Origin of the sequence: Mycobacterium sp. pUA109, assembly GCF_041287095.1 — a bacterium.
Classification (GTDB): Bacteria; Actinomycetota; Actinomycetes; order Mycobacteriales; family Mycobacteriaceae; genus Mycobacterium.
On record NZ_JBGGKS010000002.1, the window covers coordinates 22735 to 43243 of the forward strand.

General features: G+C 68.7%; 15 protein-coding genes. 8 read left to right on the forward strand and 7 right to left on the reverse strand.

Annotated elements, in window-relative coordinates:
• Nucleotides 1–12 precede the first annotated feature (12 nt).
• Nucleotides 13–897, forward strand: a complete 885-nt coding sequence (locus ACAG26_RS02325) for a LysR family transcriptional regulator (protein WP_370478909.1) — start codon at nt 13–15, stop codon at nt 895–897.
• Here the strand turns inward: ACAG26_RS02325 and ACAG26_RS02330 are convergent.
• From ACAG26_RS02330 to ACAG26_RS02350, 5 genes are all read right to left on the reverse strand, one after another.
• Complete coding sequence (locus ACAG26_RS02330) at nt 894–1646, reverse strand: deoxyribonuclease IV (RefSeq protein WP_370478913.1); 753 nt, start codon at nt 1644–1646, stop codon at nt 894–896. The two genes, ACAG26_RS02325 and ACAG26_RS02330, sit on opposite strands and share 4 nt — an antisense overlap.
• A 172-nt stretch (nt 1647–1818) precedes the next feature.
• Nucleotides 1819–5769 (reverse strand): DNA-directed RNA polymerase subunit beta', encoded by a 3951-nt coding sequence (locus ACAG26_RS02335; protein WP_370478915.1) that lies wholly within the window; start codon nt 5767–5769, stop codon nt 1819–1821.
• Between the two features lie 36 nt (nt 5770–5805).
• Entirely contained in the window at nt 5806–9291 is a 3486-nt protein-coding gene (locus ACAG26_RS02340; RefSeq protein WP_370478917.1) for a DNA-directed RNA polymerase subunit beta, read from the reverse strand.
• A 405-nt stretch (nt 9292–9696) separates the two neighbouring features.
• The gene (locus ACAG26_RS02345; protein WP_370479597.1) at nt 9697–10251 is read right to left on the reverse strand and encodes a TetR/AcrR family transcriptional regulator; all 555 of its coding nucleotides are present in this window, start codon (nt 10249–10251) and stop codon (nt 9697–9699) included.
• 98 nt (nt 10252–10349) lie between these two features.
• Nucleotides 10350–11642: a lipase family protein gene (locus ACAG26_RS02350; protein WP_370478920.1), complete on the reverse strand. Its 1293-nt coding sequence runs from the start codon at nt 11640–11642 to the stop codon at nt 10350–10352.
• A gap of 200 nt (nt 11643–11842) precedes the next feature.
• Here ACAG26_RS02350 and ACAG26_RS02355 point away from each other — a divergent pair, with 200 nt between their 5' ends.
• Genes ACAG26_RS02355 through ACAG26_RS02365 form a run of 3 tightly spaced genes read left to right on the forward strand, consistent with a single transcriptional unit; the run spans nt 11843 to nt 14762 of the window.
• Nucleotides 11843–12646 carry a (Fe-S)-binding protein gene (locus tag ACAG26_RS02355; RefSeq protein WP_370478922.1) on the forward strand — a complete coding sequence of 268 codons (804 nt, stop codon included), beginning with the start codon at nt 11843–11845 and terminating at the stop codon, nt 12644–12646.
• Entirely contained in the window at nt 12643–14139 is a 1497-nt protein-coding gene (locus ACAG26_RS02360; RefSeq protein ID WP_370478924.1) for a lactate utilization protein B, read from the forward strand. The genes ACAG26_RS02355 and ACAG26_RS02360 overlap by 4 nt, the downstream gene beginning before the upstream one ends.
• Nucleotides 14136–14762 (forward strand): lactate utilization protein C, encoded by a 627-nt coding sequence (locus tag ACAG26_RS02365; RefSeq protein WP_370478928.1) that lies wholly within the window; start codon nt 14136–14138, stop codon nt 14760–14762. Before ACAG26_RS02360 ends, ACAG26_RS02365 begins: the two co-directional genes overlap by 4 nt.
• Here ACAG26_RS02365 and ACAG26_RS02370 read toward each other — a convergent pair.
• The gene (locus ACAG26_RS02370; protein WP_370478931.1) at nt 14747–16231 is read right to left on the reverse strand and encodes an ABC1 kinase family protein; all 1485 of its coding nucleotides are present in this window, start codon (nt 16229–16231) and stop codon (nt 14747–14749) included. The two genes, ACAG26_RS02365 and ACAG26_RS02370, sit on opposite strands and share 16 nt — an antisense overlap.
• A gap of 14 nt (nt 16232–16245) precedes the next feature.
• Between ACAG26_RS02370 and ACAG26_RS02375 the strand changes: the two genes are divergently transcribed.
• Together ACAG26_RS02375 and ACAG26_RS02380 are read left to right on the forward strand one after the other, a co-directional pair.
• On the forward strand, nt 16246–16938 hold the full coding sequence (locus ACAG26_RS02375) for a TetR/AcrR family transcriptional regulator (protein ID WP_370478935.1): 693 nt from the start codon (nt 16246–16248) through the stop codon (nt 16936–16938).
• A complete protein-coding gene (locus ACAG26_RS02380; RefSeq protein ID WP_370478938.1) occupies nt 16935–17531 on the forward strand; it encodes a TetR/AcrR family transcriptional regulator in 597 nt (198 codons plus the stop codon). The genes ACAG26_RS02375 and ACAG26_RS02380 overlap by 4 nt, the downstream gene beginning before the upstream one ends.
• A gap of 7 nt (nt 17532–17538) precedes the next feature.
• Here the strand turns inward: ACAG26_RS02380 and ACAG26_RS02385 are convergent, their stop codons facing one another.
• Nucleotides 17539–18237 (reverse strand): TetR/AcrR family transcriptional regulator, encoded by a 699-nt coding sequence (locus ACAG26_RS02385; protein ID WP_370478941.1) that lies wholly within the window; start codon nt 18235–18237, stop codon nt 17539–17541.
• Nucleotides 18238–18386: 149 nt separating this feature from the next.
• On the opposite strand from ACAG26_RS02385, the gene ACAG26_RS02390 reads away from it, so the two are divergent.
• Nucleotides 18387–19943 (forward strand): flavin-containing monooxygenase, encoded by a 1557-nt coding sequence (locus ACAG26_RS02390; RefSeq protein ID WP_370478944.1) that lies wholly within the window; start codon nt 18387–18389, stop codon nt 19941–19943.
• Complete coding sequence (locus tag ACAG26_RS02395) at nt 19933–20487, forward strand: SRPBCC family protein (RefSeq protein WP_370478946.1); 555 nt, start codon at nt 19933–19935, stop codon at nt 20485–20487. Before ACAG26_RS02390 ends, ACAG26_RS02395 begins: the two co-directional genes overlap by 11 nt.
• Nucleotides 20488–20509: the final 22 nt, after the last annotated feature.

Genomic DNA, 20509 nt, shown 5'->3' on the forward strand with positions numbered 1-20509 from the left:
TACCATGCGTATATGGATCGATGGATGGGGCAGTTGGCACCGCAGCTGCGCGCCCTGGAGGAGCTGGCCAACCACGACGGGCACATGACCCGCGCCGCCGAGAACCTCGGGATCCCCCAGTCGTCAATGAGCCGGCGCATTCACGCCCTGCAAAAGGCGCTCGGGGTGCGGCTGATCATCCAGGACGGCCGGACGGTGCGGTTGACGCCCGCGGCCGTCGAGCTGGCCGACCGGACCCGCGACCCGCTGCGCGCCCTGGAGGCCAGCATCGAGACCGTCGCAGGGGAAGCCGATCCCGAACACGGCGCGGTGCGGTTCGGCTTCCCGCTCACCATGGGCTCGGGTCGGATACCGGCCCTGATCGCCGACTTTCACCGCCGTGCGCCGGGAATCCGGCTGGGCATCAAACAGGCCCACGGCTCGGAGCTGACCGCGGATCTGCGGGCCGGCGACCTCGATGTGGCGGTGGTGATCCCGCCGCCGGACGGGGTGCGGCACACGGTGATCGGGACGCAGCCGATCCACGCGGTGCTGCCCGCCTCCCACCGGCTGACCGCACGCCGGCGGCTACGGCTGGACGAGCTGCGTGACGAACCGTTCATCGCCAACCCGACCAGTTACGATCTGCGTCAGGTGACCGAAACCTGGTGCGCCGACGCGGGTTTCAGCCCGCAGATTGCGGTGGAGATCACCGAATTCGGCACCATCCGCGAGCTGGTCGGGCGCGGGCTGGGGATCGCACTGTTGCCGCACGACGAACGCCGCACCCCGCACACGGCCGAGCTCCCGCTCAGCCCGGATACCTATCGGCGCGAGATCGCCCTGGCCTGGGGGCCCACCGCGGTCACCCCGGCCAGCCGCCGCCTGCTGGACTTCCTGCGGCGCGGCTTCGGCTAGCCGACGTGTTCCCGCAGAAAGGCGATGTCGTCTTTGCGGCCTTCCTCGGCGGTTTCGCAGATCACCGGGGCGTCGGCGGCGGTGACGACCGCGACCAGCAGCTGCGGATCGATCTGGCCGGTACCGAAATTCGCGTGCCGGTCCCGGCCGGAGCCGGCGGCGTCCTTGGAGTCGTTGCAGTGCACCAAATCGATGCGCCCGGTGATGGCCTTGATGCGGTCCACCGCGTCCAGCAGCGCCTCCCCGGCGGCCCAGGTGTGGCAGGTGTCCAGGCAGAAACCGATGCCGGTGTCGCCGATGTGGTCCCACAGCCGGCCGATGGTGTCGAAGTGGCGGGCCATCGCGTGGTCGCCGCCGGCGGTGTTCTCCAGGTACACCGGGACGTCGGATTCCAGCTGGTCGAGCGCTTTGCGCCACCGCTCGAATCCGGCCTGGAAGTCGTTGTCGTCGGCGTGCCCGCCGTGCACGATCACCGCCGCGGCCGCGATGTCGGCGGCGGCGTCGCAGGTCTGCTGCAGGATCTTGCGCGACGGGATGCGGACCCGGTTGTTGGCCGAGGCGACGTTGATCAGGTACGGGGCGTGGACGTAGATCGGCAGGCTGGATTCGCGCAGCGCGGCGGCGTCGTCGCGCGGTTTGGGGGCCTTCCAGCTTTGCGGGTTGCCCAGAAAGATCTGCACCACGTCGGCGCCGTCGGCCGCGGCGGCGGCCAGCGGATCGACCGGGCTGACATGCGAACCGATAAGCACTCTGGCGAGTCTAGTCTCGCCGGGCGGCCAGCCAACCCCGTCGAGTGGCACTCTGGCGACGCGACACGCCGCAGCGCTGTCGCCAGAGTGCCACTCGCGGCCTACCGCAGACGCAAAAGCCCCCATTTCGACGCCGAAATGGGGGCTTTTGCGTCTGCTCGCGGGACTAACGCTACCGGTAGTCGGAGTAGCCGTAGTCGTCCAGCGGGACCGCGGCACCGGTGGCCTGGCCGAAGTCCGGGCTGTAGTACTGATCCTCGTAGCTCGGGATCGTGTACGCGGCGGCCCGGGCCTCCTCGGTCGGCTGCACCGCGATGTTGCGGTACCGGTTGATCCCGGTCCCGGCCGGGATCAACTTACCGATGATCACGTTCTCCTTCAGACCCTGCAGCCGGTCGCTGCGGCAGTTGATCGCCGCATCGGTCAGCACCCGGGTGGTCTCCTGGAACGACGCCGCGCTCAGCCACGAGTCGGTGGCCAGCGACGCCTTGGTGATCCCCATCAGCACCGGGCGGCCGGCGGCGGGCTCGCCGCCCTCGGCCACCACCCGACGGTTCTCGGCCTCGAACTCGGCCCGCTCGGTCAGCGAACCGGGCAGGAACTCCGTGGACCCCGAGTCGATGATGGTCACCCGGCGCAGCATCTGCCGGACGATCACCTCGATGTGCTTGTCGTGGATCGACACACCCTGGGCCCGGTAGACCTGCTGGACCTCCTTGACCAGGTGGATCTGCACCTCGCGGGGGCCCTGCACGCGCAGCACCTCGTGCGGGTCGGCGGAGCCTTCCATCAGCTGCTGGCCCACCTCGACGTGGTCACCGTCGGTCAGCAGCCGCTCGGTCCCGTCGTCGTGCTTGAACACCCGCAGCCGCTGACGCTTGGAGAGCTTGTCGTAGACCACTTCCTCGCCGCCGTCGTCGGGGACGATGGTGATCTTGTAGAACTTCTCGCCCTCCTCCAACCGGACCCGGCCGGACACGTCGGCGATCGGCGCCTTCCCGCGCGGCACCCGAGCCTCGAACAGCTCCTGCACCCGCGGCAGACCACCGGTGATGTCCTCACCGACACCACCCTGGTGGAAGGTACGCATGGTCAGCTGGGTACCGGGCTCACCGATGGACTGCGCGGCAACGATCCCGACGGCCTCACCGATGTCGACCAGCTTGCCGGTGGCCATCGACCGGCCGTAGCAGGTCGCGCACACCCCGGTGCCGGTGGTGCAGGTCAGCACCGACCGCACCTTGACGCTCGTGATGCCGGCCGCCAGCAGCGCCTCGATCGCCGGGTCGCCCAGGTCGTGGCCGCGCTCGACGACAACGTTGCCCTTCTCATCGGCCGCATCGGTGGCCAAGGTCCGCGCGTACGCCGAGGTTTCGATGAACGGGTCGCGGATCAAGGTGCCGTCGGGCTGACGCTCGGCCAGCTCGACGACGATGCCGCGCTCGGTGCCGCAGTCGTGCTCGCGCACGATCACGTCCTGGGACACGTCGACCAGACGACGGGTCAGGTACCCCGAGTCGGCGGTACGCAACGCGGTGTCGGCCAGACCCTTTCGCGCGCCGTGGGTGTTGATGAAGTACTCCAACACCGTCAGGCCCTCACGGAAGCTGGACTTGATCGGCCGCGGGATGAACTCACCCTTGGGGTTGGTCACCAGACCCTTCATCCCGGCCAGTGTCCGGGTTTGGGTGAAGTTACCGGTGGCGCCGGACTCCACGATCGTGATGATCGGGTTGTCGGCCGGGTAGTGGTCCCGCAGCGCCTGACCGACCTCTTCGGTGGCTTCCTTCCAGATCTCCACCAGCGCCTCGTTGCGCTCGTCGTGGTTCAACGCACCACGCTGGAACTGCTTTTCGACCTTGTCAGCGCGCTCCTCGTAGGCGTCGAGGATCTCCTTCTTGCGCGGCGGCACCAGCACGTCGGCCATCGACACCGTCACCCCGGACCGGGTGGCCCAGTAGAAGCCGGCGTCCTTGAGCTTGTCGACGGTCTGGGCGACCACGATCATCGGGTAGCGCTCAGCCAGATCGTTGATGATGGTGGCCTGCACCTTCTTGTGCATCTGCTTGTTCACGAACGGGTAGCCCATCGGCAGCAGCTCGTTGAACATCACCCGGCCCAAGGTGGTTTCGGCCACCCAGGAGTCGCCCGGCCGCCAGCCGTTGACACCGAACAGCTCGGTCTCCAGCTCGGCCGGCGGGCGCAGCTGCGACAGCCGCACCTTGATCTTGGCCCGCACGGAAAGCGCGCCGCGGTCCATCGCCATGATCGCCTCGGCCGGCGAGGCGTACACGCCGTGCTCGGGACGGTCCTTGGCGGCGGCCACGTATTCGCCGGTGTCGCCGGGCACCTCGGTGGTCAGGTAGTACAACCCGGTCACCATGTCCAGCCGCGGCATGGCCAGCGGGCGACCCGAGGCCGGCGACAGGATGTTGTTCGACGACAGCATCAGGATGCGGGCCTCGGCCTGCGCCTCCGCACTCAACGGCAGGTGCACCGCCATCTGGTCACCGTCGAAGTCGGCGTTGAACGCCTCACACACCAGCGGGTGCAGCTGAATGGCCTTGCCCTCCACCAGCTGCGGCTCGAAGGCCTGGATACCCAGTCGGTGCAGGGTGGGGGCGCGGTTGAGCAGCACCGGGTGCTCGGCGATGACCTCTTCGAGGACGTCCCACACCTGCGGGCGCTGCCGCTCCACCATCCGCTTGGCGCTCTTGATGTTCTGCGCGTGGTTGAGGTCGACCAGCCGCTTCATCACGAACGGCTTGAACAGCTCCAGGGCCATCAGCTTGGGCAGACCGCACTGGTGCAGCTTGAGCTGCGGGCCGACCACGATGACCGAACGGCCCGAGTAGTCGACACGCTTACCGAGCAGGTTCTGGCGGAACCGGCCCTGCTTACCCTTGAGCAGGTCGCTCAACGACTTCAGCGGGCGGTTACCCGGCCCGGTGACCGGACGGCCGCGACGACCGTTGTCGAACAGCGCGTCCACGGACTCCTGCAGCATCCGCTTCTCGTTGTTGACGATGATCTCGGGCGCACCCAGGTCGATCAGCCGCTTCAACCGGTTGTTGCGGTTGATCACCCGGCGGTACAGGTCGTTGAGGTCACTCGTGGCGAACCGGCCACCGTCGAGCTGCACCATCGGCCGCAGCTCCGGCGGGATCACCGGCACCGCGTCGAGCACCATGCCCATCGGCGAGTTGCCCGACTGCTGGAACGCCGCAACCACCTTCAAACGCTTCAACGCGCGAAGCTTCTTCTGGCCCTTACCGTTCCGGATGACCTCGCGCAGCGTGTCGGCTTCGGCGTCGATGTCGAAGTTCTCGATCAGCTTCTGGATCGACTCCGCGCCCATCGCACCGGTGAAGTACTCGCCGTAGCGGTCGACCAGCTCCCGGTACAGGTTCTCGTCGACGATCAGCTGCTTGGGGGCCAGCTTGGTGAAGGTGGTCCAGATGTCCTCCAGCCGGTCCAGCTCGCGCTGGGCCCGGTCGCGCAGCTGGCGCATCTCGCGCTCACCGCCGTCGCGAACCTTGCGCCGCACATCGGCTTTGGCGCCCTCGGCCTCCAGCTCGGCCATGTCGGCCTCCAGCTTTTGGGCCCGGGCCTCCAGGTCGGCGTCGCGCTGGTCCTCCACCGCCTTCTTCTCGACCACCATCTCGGCCTCGAGCGTGGACAGCTCGTTGTGCCGCATCTCGTCGTCGACGGCGGTGATCACGTAGGCGGCGAAGTAGATGATCTTCTCGAGATCCTTGGGCGCCAGGTCCAGCAGGTACCCGAGGCGCGAGGGCACACCCTTGAAGTACCAGATGTGGGTGACCGGGGCGGCCAGCTCGATGTGGCCCATCCGCTCACGACGCACCTTGGCCCGGGTCACCTCCACGCCACAGCGCTCACAGATGATGCCCTTGAACCGGACCCGCTTGTACTTACCGCAGTAGCACTCCCAGTCGCGGGTCGGCCCGAAGATCTTCTCGCAGAACAGGCCGTCCTTCTCCGGCTTGAGCGTGCGGTAGTTGATGGTCTCCGGCTTCTTGACCTCGCCGTAGGACCACTGCCGAATGTCCTCGGCGGTGGCCAGGCCGATGCGGAGTTCATCGAAGAAGTTGACGTCTAACACGTAACTCCCTTTCCCCTTGCGGGACTAGAAAACAATTTAGGCCAAATCCTCAACAGAGGCGGATTCGTTGCGGGACAAGTTGATCCCCAGGTTCGCGGCCGCGCGCTCCAGGTCCTCGTCCTCGCCCTCACGCAATTCGATCGCCGCGCCGTCGGACGACAGCACCTCGACGTTGAGGCACAGCGACTGCAGCTCTTTGAGCAGCACCTTGAACGACTCGGGGATGCCCGGCTCGGGGATGTTCTCGCCCTTGACGATCGCCTCGTAGACCTTGACCCGCCCGACGGTGTCGTCGGACTTGATGGTCAGCAGCTCCTGCAGCGTGTACGCCGCGCCGTAGGCCTGCATGGCCCAGCACTCCATCTCCCCGAACCGCTGGCCACCGAACTGCGCCTTACCGCCCAGCGGCTGCTGGGTGATCATCGAGTACGGGCCGGTGGACCGGGCGTGGATCTTGTCGTCGACCAGGTGGTGCAGCTTCATGATGTACATGTAGCCGACGGTCACCGGGTACGGGAACGGCTCCCCGGAGCGGCCGTCGAACAGCCGCGCCTTGCCGTCACCGTCGACCAGCACCTCGCCGTCGCGGCTGGGCAGCGTGGAGGACAGCAGCCCCTGCAGCTCCTCCTCGCGGGCACCGTCGAACACCGGCGTGGACACCAGCGACTCCGGCGTCGACTCCAGCAGCTCCTTCGGCAACCGCGACGCCCAGTCGGGCTGGCCGTCGATCTTCCAGCCGGTCTTGGCGATCCAGCCCAGGTGGGTTTCCAGGATCTGACCGATGTTCATCCGTCGCGGCACCCCGTGGGTGTTCAGGATGATGTCCACCGGGGTGCCGTCCGGCAGGAACGGCATGTCCTCGACCGGCAGGATCTTGCCGATCACACCCTTGTTGCCGTGCCGGCCGGCCAGCTTGTCACCGTCGGAGATCTTGCGCTTCTGGGCCACGTACACCCGGACCAGCTCGTTGACCCCGGCCGGCAGCTCGTCGTCGTCCTCGCGGGAGAACACCCGGATGCCGATCACCTTGCCGGACTCGCCGTGCGGCACCTTCAGCGAGGTGTCGCGGACCTCGCGGGCCTTCTCCCCGAAGATCGCCCGCAGCAGCCGCTCCTCGGGGGTCAGCTCGGTCTCCCCCTTCGGGGTGACCTTGCCGACCAGGATGTCGCCGTCGCGGACCTCCGCGCCGATGCGGACGATGCCGCGCTCGTCGAGGTCGGCCAGCACCTCGTCGGAGACGTTCGGGATGTCCCGGGTGATCTCCTCCGCGCCCAGCTTGGTGTCGCGGGCGTCGATCTCGTGCTCCTCGATGTGAATCGAGGTCAGCACGTCCTCCTCCACCAGCCGGTTGGACAGGATGATCGCGTCCTCGTAGTTGTGGCCCTCCCACGGCATGACCGCCACCAGCAGGTTCTTGCCGAGCGCCATCTCACCGTTCTCGGTGCACGGCCCGTCGGCGATGACCTGGCCGGCCTCGACGCGCTGCCCGGTGTCCACGATCGGGCGCTGGTTGGCGCAGGTGCCGTGGTTGGAGCGGGCGAACTTGCGCATCCGGTAGGTCTGCCGGGTGCCGTCGTCGGCCATCACCGTGACGTAGTCCGCGGACACCTCCTCGATGACGCCGGCCTTGTCGGCGACGACGACGTCGCCGGCGTCGATCGCGGCGCGCAGCTCCATGCCGGTACCGACCAGGGGCGCCTCGCTACGCACCAGCGGAACCGCCTGGCGCTGCATGTTGGCGCCCATCAGGGCACGGTTGGCGTCGTCGTGCTCGAGGAACGGAATCATCGCGGTGGCCACCGACACCATCTGGCGCGGCGAGACGTCCATGAAGTCGACCTCGGCGCTCGACACGTACTCGACCTCGCCGGCCTTCCGGCGCACCAGCACGCGGTCCTCGCTGAACCGGCCGTCGGCGTCGATCGGCGAGTTGGCCTGCGCCACCACGTGGCGGTCCTCCTCGTCGGCGGTCAGGTAGACGATCTCGTCGGTGACCACCCCGTCGACGACCTTGCGGTACGGGGTCTCGATGAACCCGAACGGGTTGACCCGGGCGTACACCGACAGCGACCCGATCAGACCGATGTTGGGGCCTTCCGGGGTCTCGATCGGACACATCCGGCCGTAGTGGGACGGGTGCACGTCACGGACCTCCAGCCCGGCGCGCTCCCGGGACAGACCACCGGGACCCAGCGCCGACAGGCGGCGCTTGTGGGTCAGACCCGACAGCGGGTTGTTCTGGTCCATGAACTGGGACAGCTGGCTGGTGCCGAAGAACTCCTTGATGGCCGCAACCACCGGGCGGATGTTGATCAGCGTCTGCGGCGTGATGGCCTCGACGTCCTGGGTGGTCATCCGCTCGCGGACCACCCGCTCCATGCGGGACAGCCCGACCCGGATCTGGTTTTGGATCAGCTCACCCACGGTGCGCAGCCGCCGGTTGCCGAAGTGGTCGATGTCGTCGACCTCGACGGGCACCTCGGTGCCGCCGGGCACCGTCATCGTGGTCTGGCCCTCGTGCAGCCGGACCAGGTACTCGATGGTGGCGACGATGTCCTCTTCGGTCAGCGTGGTCGAGTTGGTCTCGGCCGGCGGCAGACCCAGCTTCTTGTTGACCTTGTAGCGACCCACCCGGGCCAGGTCGTAGCGCTTGTCCTTGAAGAACAGGTTCTCCAGTAGGGTCTGCGCGGACTCCTTGGTCGGCGGCTCGCCCGGACGCAGCTTGCGGTAGATGTCCAGCAGCGCCTCGTCGGTGTTGGCGGTGTTGTCCTTCTCCAGCGTCGACATCATGATCTCGGAGAAACCGAACCGCTCGCTGATCTGCTCACTGGTCCAGCCCAGCGCCTTGAGCAGCACGGTGACCGGCTGGCGGCGCTTGCGGTCGATGCGGACCCCGACGGTGTCGCGCTTGTCGACGTCGAACTCCAGCCAGGCGCCGCGGCCCGGGATCACCTTCACCGAGTGCAGCGTCTTCTCGGTGGACTTGTCGATGCTCTCGTCGAAGTAGACACCGGGCGAGCGCACCAGCTGGGAGACGACGACACGCTCGGTGCCGTTGATGATGAAGGTGCCCTTCTCGGTCATCATCGGGAAGTCACCCATGAACACCGTCTGGCTCTTGATCTCGCCGGTGTTGTTGTTGATGAACTCCGCGGTGACGAACAGCGGGGCCGCATACGTCATGTCCTTGTCGCGGCACTCGTCGACCGGGGCCTTGACCTCGTCGAAGCGGGGGTCGGAGAACGACAGCGACATCGAGCCGGAGAAGTCCTCGATCGGGGACAGCTCGGCGAGCACCTCTTCCAGACCGCCGACCGGTTGGCTGTCGCCGCGGGCGGCCGCCTTTTCCCGCCACTGCGGGGCGCCGATCAGCCACTGGAACGAGTCGGTCTGCACGTCGAGCAGGCCGGGAACCTCGAGCGGTTCACGGAGCTTGGCGAAGGAAATGCGGTTAGGGGCTCCGGGTACGGAGGAATTGGAGCTAGTAGTTTCAGCGGACTTGCTCTGGCGGGAGACTGCCAAGATGCATCCTTCCAGCACCTCATGCGACTAGCGAGCCAGCGGACTCGGGTCGCCGCGATATCTGCGTCGGTTCGGCTGGCGGACGAACTGTCCGGATCTCACGCACGCACACAATCGCTGAGCGCGAACGACTCAGACTAGGACCACGGTGTCGGGTGCAGGTGAGGTGGGCAGGAGGTAGCCAGCGCAACGTCCAACAATAGCGCAGGACCGCGCATTCCTCAACCGCCGTGCACAGGGATATATCGGCGCTGGCTGGCGTCCTGTCCTACCCGTGCACTCATGCTGCCCAACAGACTGGCCCGTTTGGGCCCGTCCGTCAAGAGGTGACGCGCCGAGTTTGTGGACGAAGCCCAGCGCCGCCGGGCTAGCCGGCCGCCGCGCGGGGCGGGATTCCGCAGGCCGCTACGACTTGGTGTGATCCTCGCCAACGGCGGTGATGATGGCCCGGATCAGGCGCTCAAGCTGCTCGGCGCCGCTAACGACCGGGCCGCCGGTGACGAAGCTCATCATCACCCCGTTGATGTAGGTCAGCACCGCGGCGGCTTGCTCGTCGATGAGCGCGGGGGCGGGTCGGGCGTCCTCGGGATGCCAGTGCGCCACCACGTCGCGGGCCAGCTCCCGGAAGCGGGTGGTGGCCTGCTGCAGCGTGGCCCCCAGGTCGGGGTCGCGGCTGGCGTGCAACGCCAACTCGTATCGGGCCTTGGCTCGGGTCAGCCAGGGTTCGGTCGCCGAGATCATCACCAGCTCCGCCAACCCGGCGGTGCCGGCGTGGTCGCCGAGCCCGGCCGCCTGGGACAGGTCGGCGACGTCGAGTTCGGTCAGCCGGGTCGCGACGCCCTGCAGCAGCGCATGCCGGGTGCGGAAGTAAAACGAGGTGCTGCCCGGGGGAACCCCGGCCAGGTCGTCGACCTTGGGGTGGCTGAGCCCGCGGGCACCATCCCTGCCCAGAAGTTCGATGGCGGCGTCGCACAGCTGCCGGCGCCGCTCTTGAGCATTGGGTTTTCTACGTGCGGCAATGACCCGCAGTATATTCACCGCCCGCGGGGCGGCCCGCCTCAAAACTCGCCGCAGTTGGGGGTGGTGGGCAGGCCGTTGAACCGGTCGGCGATCCATTGCATAGCCGGCTCACCATCCACCAGCATCGGCAACGCGTGGTTGACGACGAGCTTGTTGAGGAACGGCGGTTCCTCGTTGGTGCGGAATTCGATGTCGGCGCCCATCGCGCACCAGTCGCGGCCGAGCTGGTTGGCCGCCGTCCACGGCACCAGCGGGTCGTAGCGGTTGCTGTTGATCAACACCGGCGCGTTGGGCCGGTAGCGGCCCAGCCGCTGCAGCTCGAACAGGCTGTTGAACGGCTCCTGGTCGATCAGTTGCCCGATGTCCTGGTTGAAGTAGGGCTGCAGATGGCGGAAGGCGAAGTCGATGATGGTTTGGCCGATGCATTGCCGCGACGTCGAGTCGAGCATCGCCGCACCCCGCGGAGTCAGCGTGGCCCGGATCGCGTCGGCGGCCTCCGGATAGGCGGCGATGACGCCGTTGAGCGCGTAGCCGACCACGCCGACCAGGGCGCTGCCGTCGGCGTAGGGAAGCAGCTCCTTGAGGTCGGCCGGGGGTGCGCCGGCGTAGGTGCCGACCACGTGGAGTTCCGGGGCGTAGGCGGGGGCCAGCTCGGCGGCCGAGGCGGTCGCCCCGCCGCCCTGCGAGTACCCCCAAAACGCCACCGGGCCGTGCGGATCCAGCGACGTTCCCGGCAGCCGCAGGGCCGCGCGGGCGGCGTCCAGCACGGCCTGGCCCTCGGCGAGGCGGTTCACGTAGGTGTGCATGGGTGGGGTGCCCAGTCCCTCGTAGTCGGTCATCACGACCGCGAACCCGCGCGCCACCAGGGTGGCGACGAACAGCTCCTCGTAGTTGAACGTGATGTCCCACCCGCCGGAGTAGTGGATGCCCTGGTTGAACTGTCGCGACGGCGCGCACTGGTTGCCTTGGCCTTGCGTGCCGGGCGCGTAGGCGATCAGCGGCCGCGGCCCGTTGCCCGGCCACGGGTTGTCCGGTTCGAAGTAGGTTCCGGTGACCGCGGTCGGGTTGCCCCGCGCATCGGTGCTGCGATACATGAGCCGGGTGCCGGTGGCCACAAAGGCACCCAACTGGCCGGACGGCTCCAACACCAGCCGGGACGGCTCCGCGCGGATCACGTCACCGGGCTGGCCCGCCGGCAGCGGGTCCGGCGGCAGGTAGAACGCCGCGTACTGGGGCTCATCCCCGCCGTCGTCCGCGGCCGCGGTGGCCGTGGCGAACACCGCCGAACCCGCCAGCAGCAGGGCGGTGCAGACCCCCAAGAAATTGCGCATTACCGGACAGTAACAACCCGATATCGAGCAAATAATGGCGGGCTCTAATTTTTTAGAGTCGAGGGGTTTCGGGCGGGTATTTCCCCGGCCGGGCAGGCGGTGTGGCCCGGCCGATCCCCGCCACCGGGCGCGCCGGGATCCCGGGGCGGGCGGTGGGCCCGCGATACTGTGAGGTGAGTCGCGCCGAAAGGAACTCCGCTGTGCGGATCGCCCTGTTCATCGCCTGTTTCAACGACGTCATGTACCCGCAGACCGGTAAGGCGATGGTGCGGCTGCTGCGGCGGCTGGGACACCAGGTCGACTTCCCGGCGCAGCAGACCTGCTGCGGCCAGATGCACTTCAACACCGGCTACCAGGACGACTGTGTGCCGTTGGCGCAGCGGTTCTGCACCACCTTCGACGGCTACGACGCGGTGCTCGCCGCGTCCGGGTCCTGCGCGGCGATGGTCAAGGACTACTACCCGGTGCTGGCCGACCGGGCCCGCTCCCCCGGCCTGGCCCGGCGGGTGGCCAGCATCACTCCGCGGCTGTACGAGCTGTCCGAGCTGCTGATCGACGTGCTGGCGGTGACCGACACCGGCTCGTACTTCCCGCACCGGGTCACCTACCACCCGACCTGTCACACCCTGCGCATGCTGCGGATCGGGGACCGGCCGACCACGCTGCTGCGCGCGGTGGAGGGCATCGATTTGGTCGAGTTGCCCGAGGCCGAGGAGTGCTGCGGGTTCGGCGGCACCTTCGCGCTGCGCAACGCCGACACCTCGATCGCGATGGGCACCGACAAGGCCGTCGCCGCGCTGGGCACCGGCGCCGAGGTGCTCACCGCCGCCGACAACTCCTGTCTGATGCACATCGGCGGGTTCTTGTCGCGGGGCCGCTCGGGCATGCGCCCGCTGCACTACGCCGAGATCCTGGCAGCCACCCGCGCCGACCCGTTCGACACCGGCGAGCCGGTGCCCGAGGTGCAGCGGCCGGTGCGCCAGCACGGCGGTGGGCGCCCATGACCGCCTCGCCCGAGGCGCGGATCGCCGCGGCCGCCGCGGCCGTCCCGCCGCAAGACGAGTTCCTGGGCATGCCGCCGTTCCCGGAGGCGGCGCCGCACCAGCTGCGCAACAGCCAGCAGCGCACCAACCTGACCCGAGCGACCCGCACCATCCGGGCCAAACGCGACCGGCTGGTGGCCGACAAGGATGACTGGGCGCAGCTGCGCCGCGCCGGCGCGGCGATCAAGGATGAGACGCTGCGCCACCTGGACCGCTACCTGGAGCAGTTCGAGGCGGCCGCGACGGCGGCGGGGGCCACCGTGCACTGGGCGCCGGACGCCGCGGCGGCCAACCGGATCGTCACCGAGCTGGCGGTCGCGCACGGCGTCACCGAGCTCGTCAAGGCCAAGTCGATGGCGACCGCGGAGATCGGGCTGGTGGAGGCGCTGGCGGCGGCCGGGATCGACGGCTACGAAACCGACCTGGCCGAGCTGATCGTGCAGCTGTCCGCCGACCTGCCGTCGCACATCGTGGTGCCGGCGATTCACCGCAACCGCGCGGAGGTCCAGCAGATCTTCGCCCGCAATATGGGCCACTTCGGGAAACCCGCGCCGCCGGGCCTCGGGGACGACCCGGCCGAGCTGGCCGCCGCGGCCCGCGCGCACCTGCGGGAGAAGTTTTTGGCCACGCCGCTGGCGGTCACCGGCGCGAACTTCGCGGTCGCCGAGACCGGGTCGCTGCTGCTGGTGGAATCCGAGGGCAACGGGCGGATGTGTGTGACCATGCCGACCACGTTGATCAGCGTGGTCGGCATCGAGAAGGTCATCCCCCGCTGGCGCGACGTCGAGGTGTACCTGCAGCTGCTGGCCCGGTCGGCCACCGGGGAACGGATGAACCCGTACACCTCGGTGTGGACCGGGGTGCACGACGGCGACGGCCCGCAAGAGGTGCATATCGTGCTGCTGGATAACCACCGCACCGACGTGCTGGGCGACGAGGTGGGCCGCGACGCGCTGCGCTGCATCCGCTGCGCGGCCTGCCTCAACGTGTGCCCGGTGTATGAGCGGGCCGGCGGGCACGCCTACGGCTCGGTGTATCCCGGGCCGATCGGGGCGATCCTGTCCCCGCAGCTGCGCGGGTTGACCGATCCGGTGGACCGGGAACTGCCGTATGCGTCGTCGCTGTGCGGCGCCTGCGCCGACGCCTGCCCGGTGGAGATCCCCATCCCGGCGATCCTGGAACATCTGCGGGCCAAGGTCGTCGACACCGAACGCGCGGTGCCGCCGTCCCCGGAACGCGCGGCGATGAAGGCGACCGCCGCGGTGTTCGGTCACCCGCTGGCGTTCCGCGCCGCCGAGCGCGCTGCCGCGTTGTCCCGCAAGGCGTTCCGCAACGAGCGCGGCATCACCGCGGTGCCCGGGTTCGCCGGCTGGTTCGGCGCACGCGATCTGCCCGACCCGCCGGCCGAAAGTTTCCGGGCCTGGTGGGCCCGCACCGACGGCGGCACCCGATGAGCGACCGCGACCTGGTGCTGGCGCGGGTGCGTCGGGCGCTGGCCGGCACCGACCCCGCCCCGGCCCCGGTGGAGCGCGGCTACCACCCGGCCACCGGCGATGCGGGCGCCCCGGCGACCGTCGCGCTGCTGGGTGAGCGGCTGGCCGACTACGGCGTGCGGGTGCACCGGGTCGCGCCCGATGGGGTCGCGGCGGCCGTGGCGGCGGCGCTGAGCGGGCTGCAGCGGGTGATCGTCCCGGTGGGCCTGGACCCGGAGTGGTTGCCGGACACCGGTTTTGAGTGGATCCGCGACGATCCGCCGCTGTCCACCGAGCGGATCGCCGCCGCCGACGCCGTGGTCACCGCGGCGGCGGTCGCGGTGGCCGACTCCGGGACGGTGGTGCTCGACGGCTCAGCGGGGCAGGGCCGTCGGGTGCTGTCGCTGCTGCCCGACGCGATGGTGATGGTCCTTCGCGCCGACCAGGTGGTGCCGGCGCTGCCCGACGCGATCGCCCGGCTGGACCCGACCCGGCCGCTGACGTTCGTGTCCGGCCCGTCGGCGACCGTCGACATCGAGCTGGTGCGGGTCACCGGCGTGCACGGTCCGCGCACGCTGGACGTGGTGGTCTACGACCCGCGCTGAGCCCGCCAGTTGGCCTCCGCAATACCGAGCTCGGTGACCGGCGGCGCGCCGTAGATCCATTCGGCGGCAACCCGATACCAGTTGCCGCCGGCGCCGATGTGGCTGATCGCGCCGAACACCAGAAAGTCCAGCCGGCGCGAAAACAGGTGCTCCGGCGGCAGCCGCTCGTTGCGCATCGACTGAAACGACCGGGCGCCCGGGTAGACGACGCCGAGCATCGCGGCGCTGACATCAATGGGCTGGACCCGCACGTAGTCGTCGACGAAGTTCCAGCCGGCCGCGTCCAGGGTGTAGCGCAGGCACTCCGCGGCGGTGACCGTCGAGTCGGGCCGCAGCACCCCGTGCTGCTCCAGCAGGTCACGCAGCCCGTCGCCGTCGGCGGCGATGCACAGTTGCGCGGCCCGGCGCTCCACCTCGACGGCGTCGGGAGTCATCCGCTTGTACAACCCGAAATCCAGGAAGGCGACCCGACCATCGGGCAGGTATAGGAAGTTGCCGGGGTGTGCGTCGCCGTTGAATTCGCCGTCGCGGAACAGCGACCCCAGATAAAAGCGATGGATGATCTCGCCGACCCGGTCGCGCTCGGCAGCGGGCAACTCGGCCACCTGTTGGGCGCTGCGCCCGTCGACGTACTCGGTGGTCAGCACCGAGTCCGACGACAGCTCCGGCAGCGGCGCCGGCACGTGAATGAACGGGTGGTCGGCGAAGCGCTGCGCCAGCCGTGCCTGGTTGGCAAATTCCTGCCGGTAGTCCAGTTCACGGGACAGCTCCCCCGTGATCTCGTCGAGGAATTCCTGGGCGGCGATGGTCGGCACCCGGGACTTCCACATCCGCAAGAACAGCGCCAGGTTCTTCAGGTCGGCACGCACCGCGGTCCGCACCCCGGGATACTGCACCTTGACGGCCACCGCCCGGCCGTCGTGGGTGCGGGCCCGGTACACCTGGCCGATCGAGGCCGCGGCGAAGGCGTGGGTTTCGAACGACGCGAACGCCTTATCCACCGGCCCCAATTCGGCTTCGATGACCGGGCGCAGCACCTCGAACGGCATCGCGTCGATCGAGCCCTGCAGTTGGGACAGCTGACGGCTGAAACTCTCCCGCGAGCGCTCGTCGACGATGCCCAGGTCGATGAAGGACAGCAGCTGGCCGATCTTCATCGCCGCCCCGCGCATATCGCCCAGCACGGCGACAAAATCGCGGGCCATCCGCTGGTCGGCGGCGTCCAGCATCGCCGCGCGCCGTGTCTCCGACACCGCGATGGATCCCGCCTTGATCACCACTCGGCGCAGCGTCTGCTTGGCGGCGAGCCTGCCCAGCGCGGCGCCCCGGCTCACCCGCGACGTCGGCAGCGGCGTCTGGTCATCGGACAACGCGGCCGCCCCTCCCCCGTTGGTGCTAAATTTGGATGCAGTCCTGACAACCCAGTCGGGCAATTCGGATTCATAGTGGCACAGCATCGAGATTGGCATCAGAGGAGGTCATGGTGACCCTCGGTGCGGAGCGCCACGGCGAGACCGCCGCGCCGCCGCGCCGGGGCCGCGGCCGTCCCCCCAGCCCCGGCCTGGAGGACCGCCGCCGCGCCCAGATCATCTCCTCGGCGGTGGCCGTGTTCACCGAACGCGGGTATGCGGCCACCACCATGGCCGACATCGCGCGCCACGCCGGCATCGGCCAGGGCACCCTGTACCGGTACGTGCCCAGCAAACGGGAACTGCTGGACTTGGTGTTCGACTATTCGGTGGAAGAGGTCATCGGCGCCGCCGAACCGGCGCTGCACCTCGACGAACCGCCGACCACCCGCACCGAGCTGATCGAACGCTTCGACGCCGCGGTGGATGCCCTGACCGAGCTGTTCGGCAGGCGCCCGGAGTTGCTGTCGCTGGTGGCGGTCGAGGCGGCCGCGATGGATGAGGAACTCAAGTTGCGGATCCTCGGCCTGGAGTCCACCGTCGCACGGATGACGGCCCGATTGTGCGAGGACGCCGCCGAGGCCGGGCTGCTGCGGCCGGGCGCCGACCCGCAGGTGTGCGGGCTGCTGGTGACCAAGACCCTGCTGCCGTCGGGGCTGCGGGAGGTGCTGGGGCGGGTGGACCCGGCGGCCCGTGCGCGGTACCGGGATGCCATCGCCGACTTCGTCCAGCATGCGCTACTCGCCCCACCCGAGAGTCCGCGATGACCGCAGCCCCGGATCGGCGGGCCCAGCTGGCCGAGGCCGCCTTCGAGGTGTTCACCACCCGCGGGTACCGCAACAGCGCGGTCGCCGACATCGTCGCCGCCGCCGGCGTCAGCCACGGCTCGTTCTACAACTACTTCACCAACAAACGCGAAATCCTCGACGCGGCCATCGATTTCGGGTTGGAGTCGCTGGGTCCACAGCTCACGCCACCGTCGGAGCCGGCCGGCACCATCGACGAGTTTCTGGACGCGATGACGGCTCCGCTGCGGGCGTTGTATGAGTTCGCGGTGACCAACAACCGGCTGGTGTCGTTGATCGTGTTCGACGCCGCCGCCATCGATGACGCATTGACCGCCCGGGTCATCGAGATCGTCGACTCGGTGGCCCAGGACTGGCGGCAGCAGGTCGAGCACGGCGTGCAGGCCGGGTTCCTGCGGCCGGGATTGGACACCAAGGTGCTCGGCGAGGTCATGGTCGCGATGAGCCTGGTGGTGCTGCTGCCCGCCCAGGGCGGCGCCCCGCTGCCCGGCGGGCTCGAGCACGTCATCACCCAGATCGCCGAGTTCCTGCGCGCCGGCCTGGCTCGCCACTGACAACGACTCAGTCGGCCGGGAACAGCTTCTCGTCGGGGTCCAGGACCACCCCACGCGCTGCCGCGGTTGCCGACAACGCACCCCACAGGAACGTGGCCAGCTGGTCGATCAGCGCGTCCTTGCCGATCGTCGGGGTATTGAGCCAGCGCAGCACACCAAGCGCCACCGCCCCCAGCGCGGCGTCGACGACGTATTCCAGATCCGCGGCGTCCCCGTCGCGCGCGCGGATCACCTCAGCCCACACCGCCACCGTCGCGTCCGAGAGCGGCCGGCCGCTGTCGATCAGCTCCGCCGCCGAACGCTCCTCCCGGAAATGTGATCCGACCAGAAACCGAAAAACGTTGGGCCGCTCGTCAACCAGATCGACGTAGGCGGTCAACCCGGAGCGAACCAGCTGTGCCGCGGTGCCGGAGATGTCGAACCGCGGCACCACCCGCTCGATGATCAACTCCTGCACGCGTTCGGCGACCGCGGCAAACAGCGTGTCCTTGTCGTCGAAGAACCGATAGAGCTTGGGCCGCGGCACCCCCGCCGTCTTGACGACGTCGTCAATGGACAGGTCGGGCCCGTACTCCTCGATCGCGCGCAGCGTCGCCTCAATCAGTTCGGCCCGCACCGCGGCGCGGTGCTCACGCCAGCGATCGACCCGGGCATCCCCGGTCAACGCGGGCAGCCGCCCGCGCGCTGAGGCTGCATCCGTCGACACGGAGGCAATCGTAGTCGACCGTTCCGGATTTTCCGGCCCGGCCAAACCGCCCGCGCACGGCACCACCGCTTGACAGATTGACACATCAGTCCGATTATTTGTCGGTGTCCGATGAGTTCGGTGAATCCCCACCCGGCGGAAGGAACACGGTGCAGCCAGACCGCGTACCCAACTACGAGGTGGCCATCATCGGCGCCGGCTTCGGCGGCATCTGCGCGGCGGTCAAACTCCGCGAGACCGGTGTGCACGATTTCGTGATCATCGACCGCGACGAGGGATTCGGCGGCACCTGGCTGCGCAACACCTACCCCGGGGTGGGCGCCGACATCCCGACGATCGCCTACCAGTTCTCCTTCGCCCCCACCGGAGACTGGCGGCGGTTCTTTGCCAGCGGCAACGAGATTCAGCGGTACCTGCTCGAGTTGGCTGCCACGCATGAGCTTGACCGACACGCCAGGTTCAACACCTGCGTGCAGCGTGAGGTCTTCGATGACGATAACCACTTGTGGCAGTTGCACCTTGGCAACGGCGAGGTGATCACCGCACGTTTCGTCATCAGTGCGATCGGTGCCTACATCAACCCGAAAACGCAACCCGATATCCCCGGGCTCGACAGTTTCGCCGGGCCGGTGCTGATTCCCTCGCGATGGCAACACCATCTCGACCTGCGCGGCAAACGGGTCGGCATCATCGGCGTCGGCAGCTCCACCGTGCAGATCGCCCCATCGATCGCCGGTGAGGTCGCCCAGCTCGACGTCTACCAGCGCACCCCGCAGTGGTACTTTCCCAAACCCGACTTCGCCTATCCGGTCCTGCTGCGTCGGCTGCTGGCCCGGCGACGGTTCGCCAACGCGCTGAACTGGATCGCGCTGCTGTTCATCGAGGCCGGCCTGCGGGTGCTGATCTACACGCCCACACCACTATTTCGAGTGGGTGCAACGGTTTTCGACCGCGTCGCGCTGCTGCTCTACCTGGGCTGGCTGCGCTACAAGGTGCGCGACCGCACTGTGCGCCGCCAACTACGCCCCCGGTTCGGCGCCGGGTGCACCCGCGGCACCCTCGGCGGTGACTACCTGCCCACCTTCAATCGGCCCAACGTGTCCCTGATCAGCACCGGGATTGACCACATCACCCCCGACGGCATCGTCGATTCCGCCGGGATACACCGCCGCATCGACGCCCTGGTGCTGGCCACCGGCTACGAGATGTTCTCCGACCCGGAGACCTACCGCACCGGAACCGTGGTCGGGGCCAACGGATTCGATTTGGCCGAATTCTATCACCGCGAGGGTCTGCAGGCCTATCAGAGCGTGACGGTGCCCGAGCTGCCGAACCGGTTCATGATGGTCGGGCCCTACTCTTGGACCGGCACCAGCTTCCACTACATCCTGGAGAACGCGATGCGGCACATCGCCGCCGTGATCCACCTCACCCGCGAGCAGGACGCGACCCGCGTCGAGGTCACCTGGGACGCGCTGCGCCGGTTCCAAGCGGGTCTGCGGCGCAGCGGTGCCAACCTGCAGCGCTATTTCACCGTCAACTGCGCGGGGTCCAACAGCTACTTCATCAACTCGCACGGGGACACCCCGTACGTGCGGCCCTGGACGGTGCTGCAGTCCCGCCGGCGCAGCGTGCGATTCCCGATCTCCGACTACACGTTCAGCCGACTGAGCGTGCCGGCGCTGGAGGTCGAGCATGCGGTTTGACGCCGCACCCATCACCGCGGACCACGCCGACGCGTTCTTCGCCACCGCGCCGTTCGTCACCCATGTGCGCCGGACCTTCGCGGCGCCGCCAGAACACGTTTGGGGGGTCATCGCGGACAGCCGGATGTGGTCCTGGCTGCCGACGGTGTGGGGCTGCCGCTACCCCGCAGCCACCGACCCGGCCGCGGGCGTGGTCCGCGATTTCCAAATGCACATCCACAAGTGGCTGATCTACGCCCAGCACGAACAGATCATCGAGTTCGATGCGCCGCGGATGACGATGCGCTACACCGCGACCGACGCCACCTGGCCGTTTTTCGGCTCCTGGTGCGAGGAATACCGGGTCGAACCGGCCGGCGCCGGCGCGACGGTGGACTGGACGCTGGCCTGCGCGCCGCGCTACCTGCGCCGGATTCCGGGCATCGGGTTCGCGCTACGTCCGCTGGCGGCCGTAATGACGCCGGTGTTCTGGTTCGGCCTGGGCGGCTTAGAGCGCGAGTTGCCGTGCCAGGCCCCGCCCGCGATCACCCCTGGAACCCGATGACCGCCAACCGAGAGGGACCGCC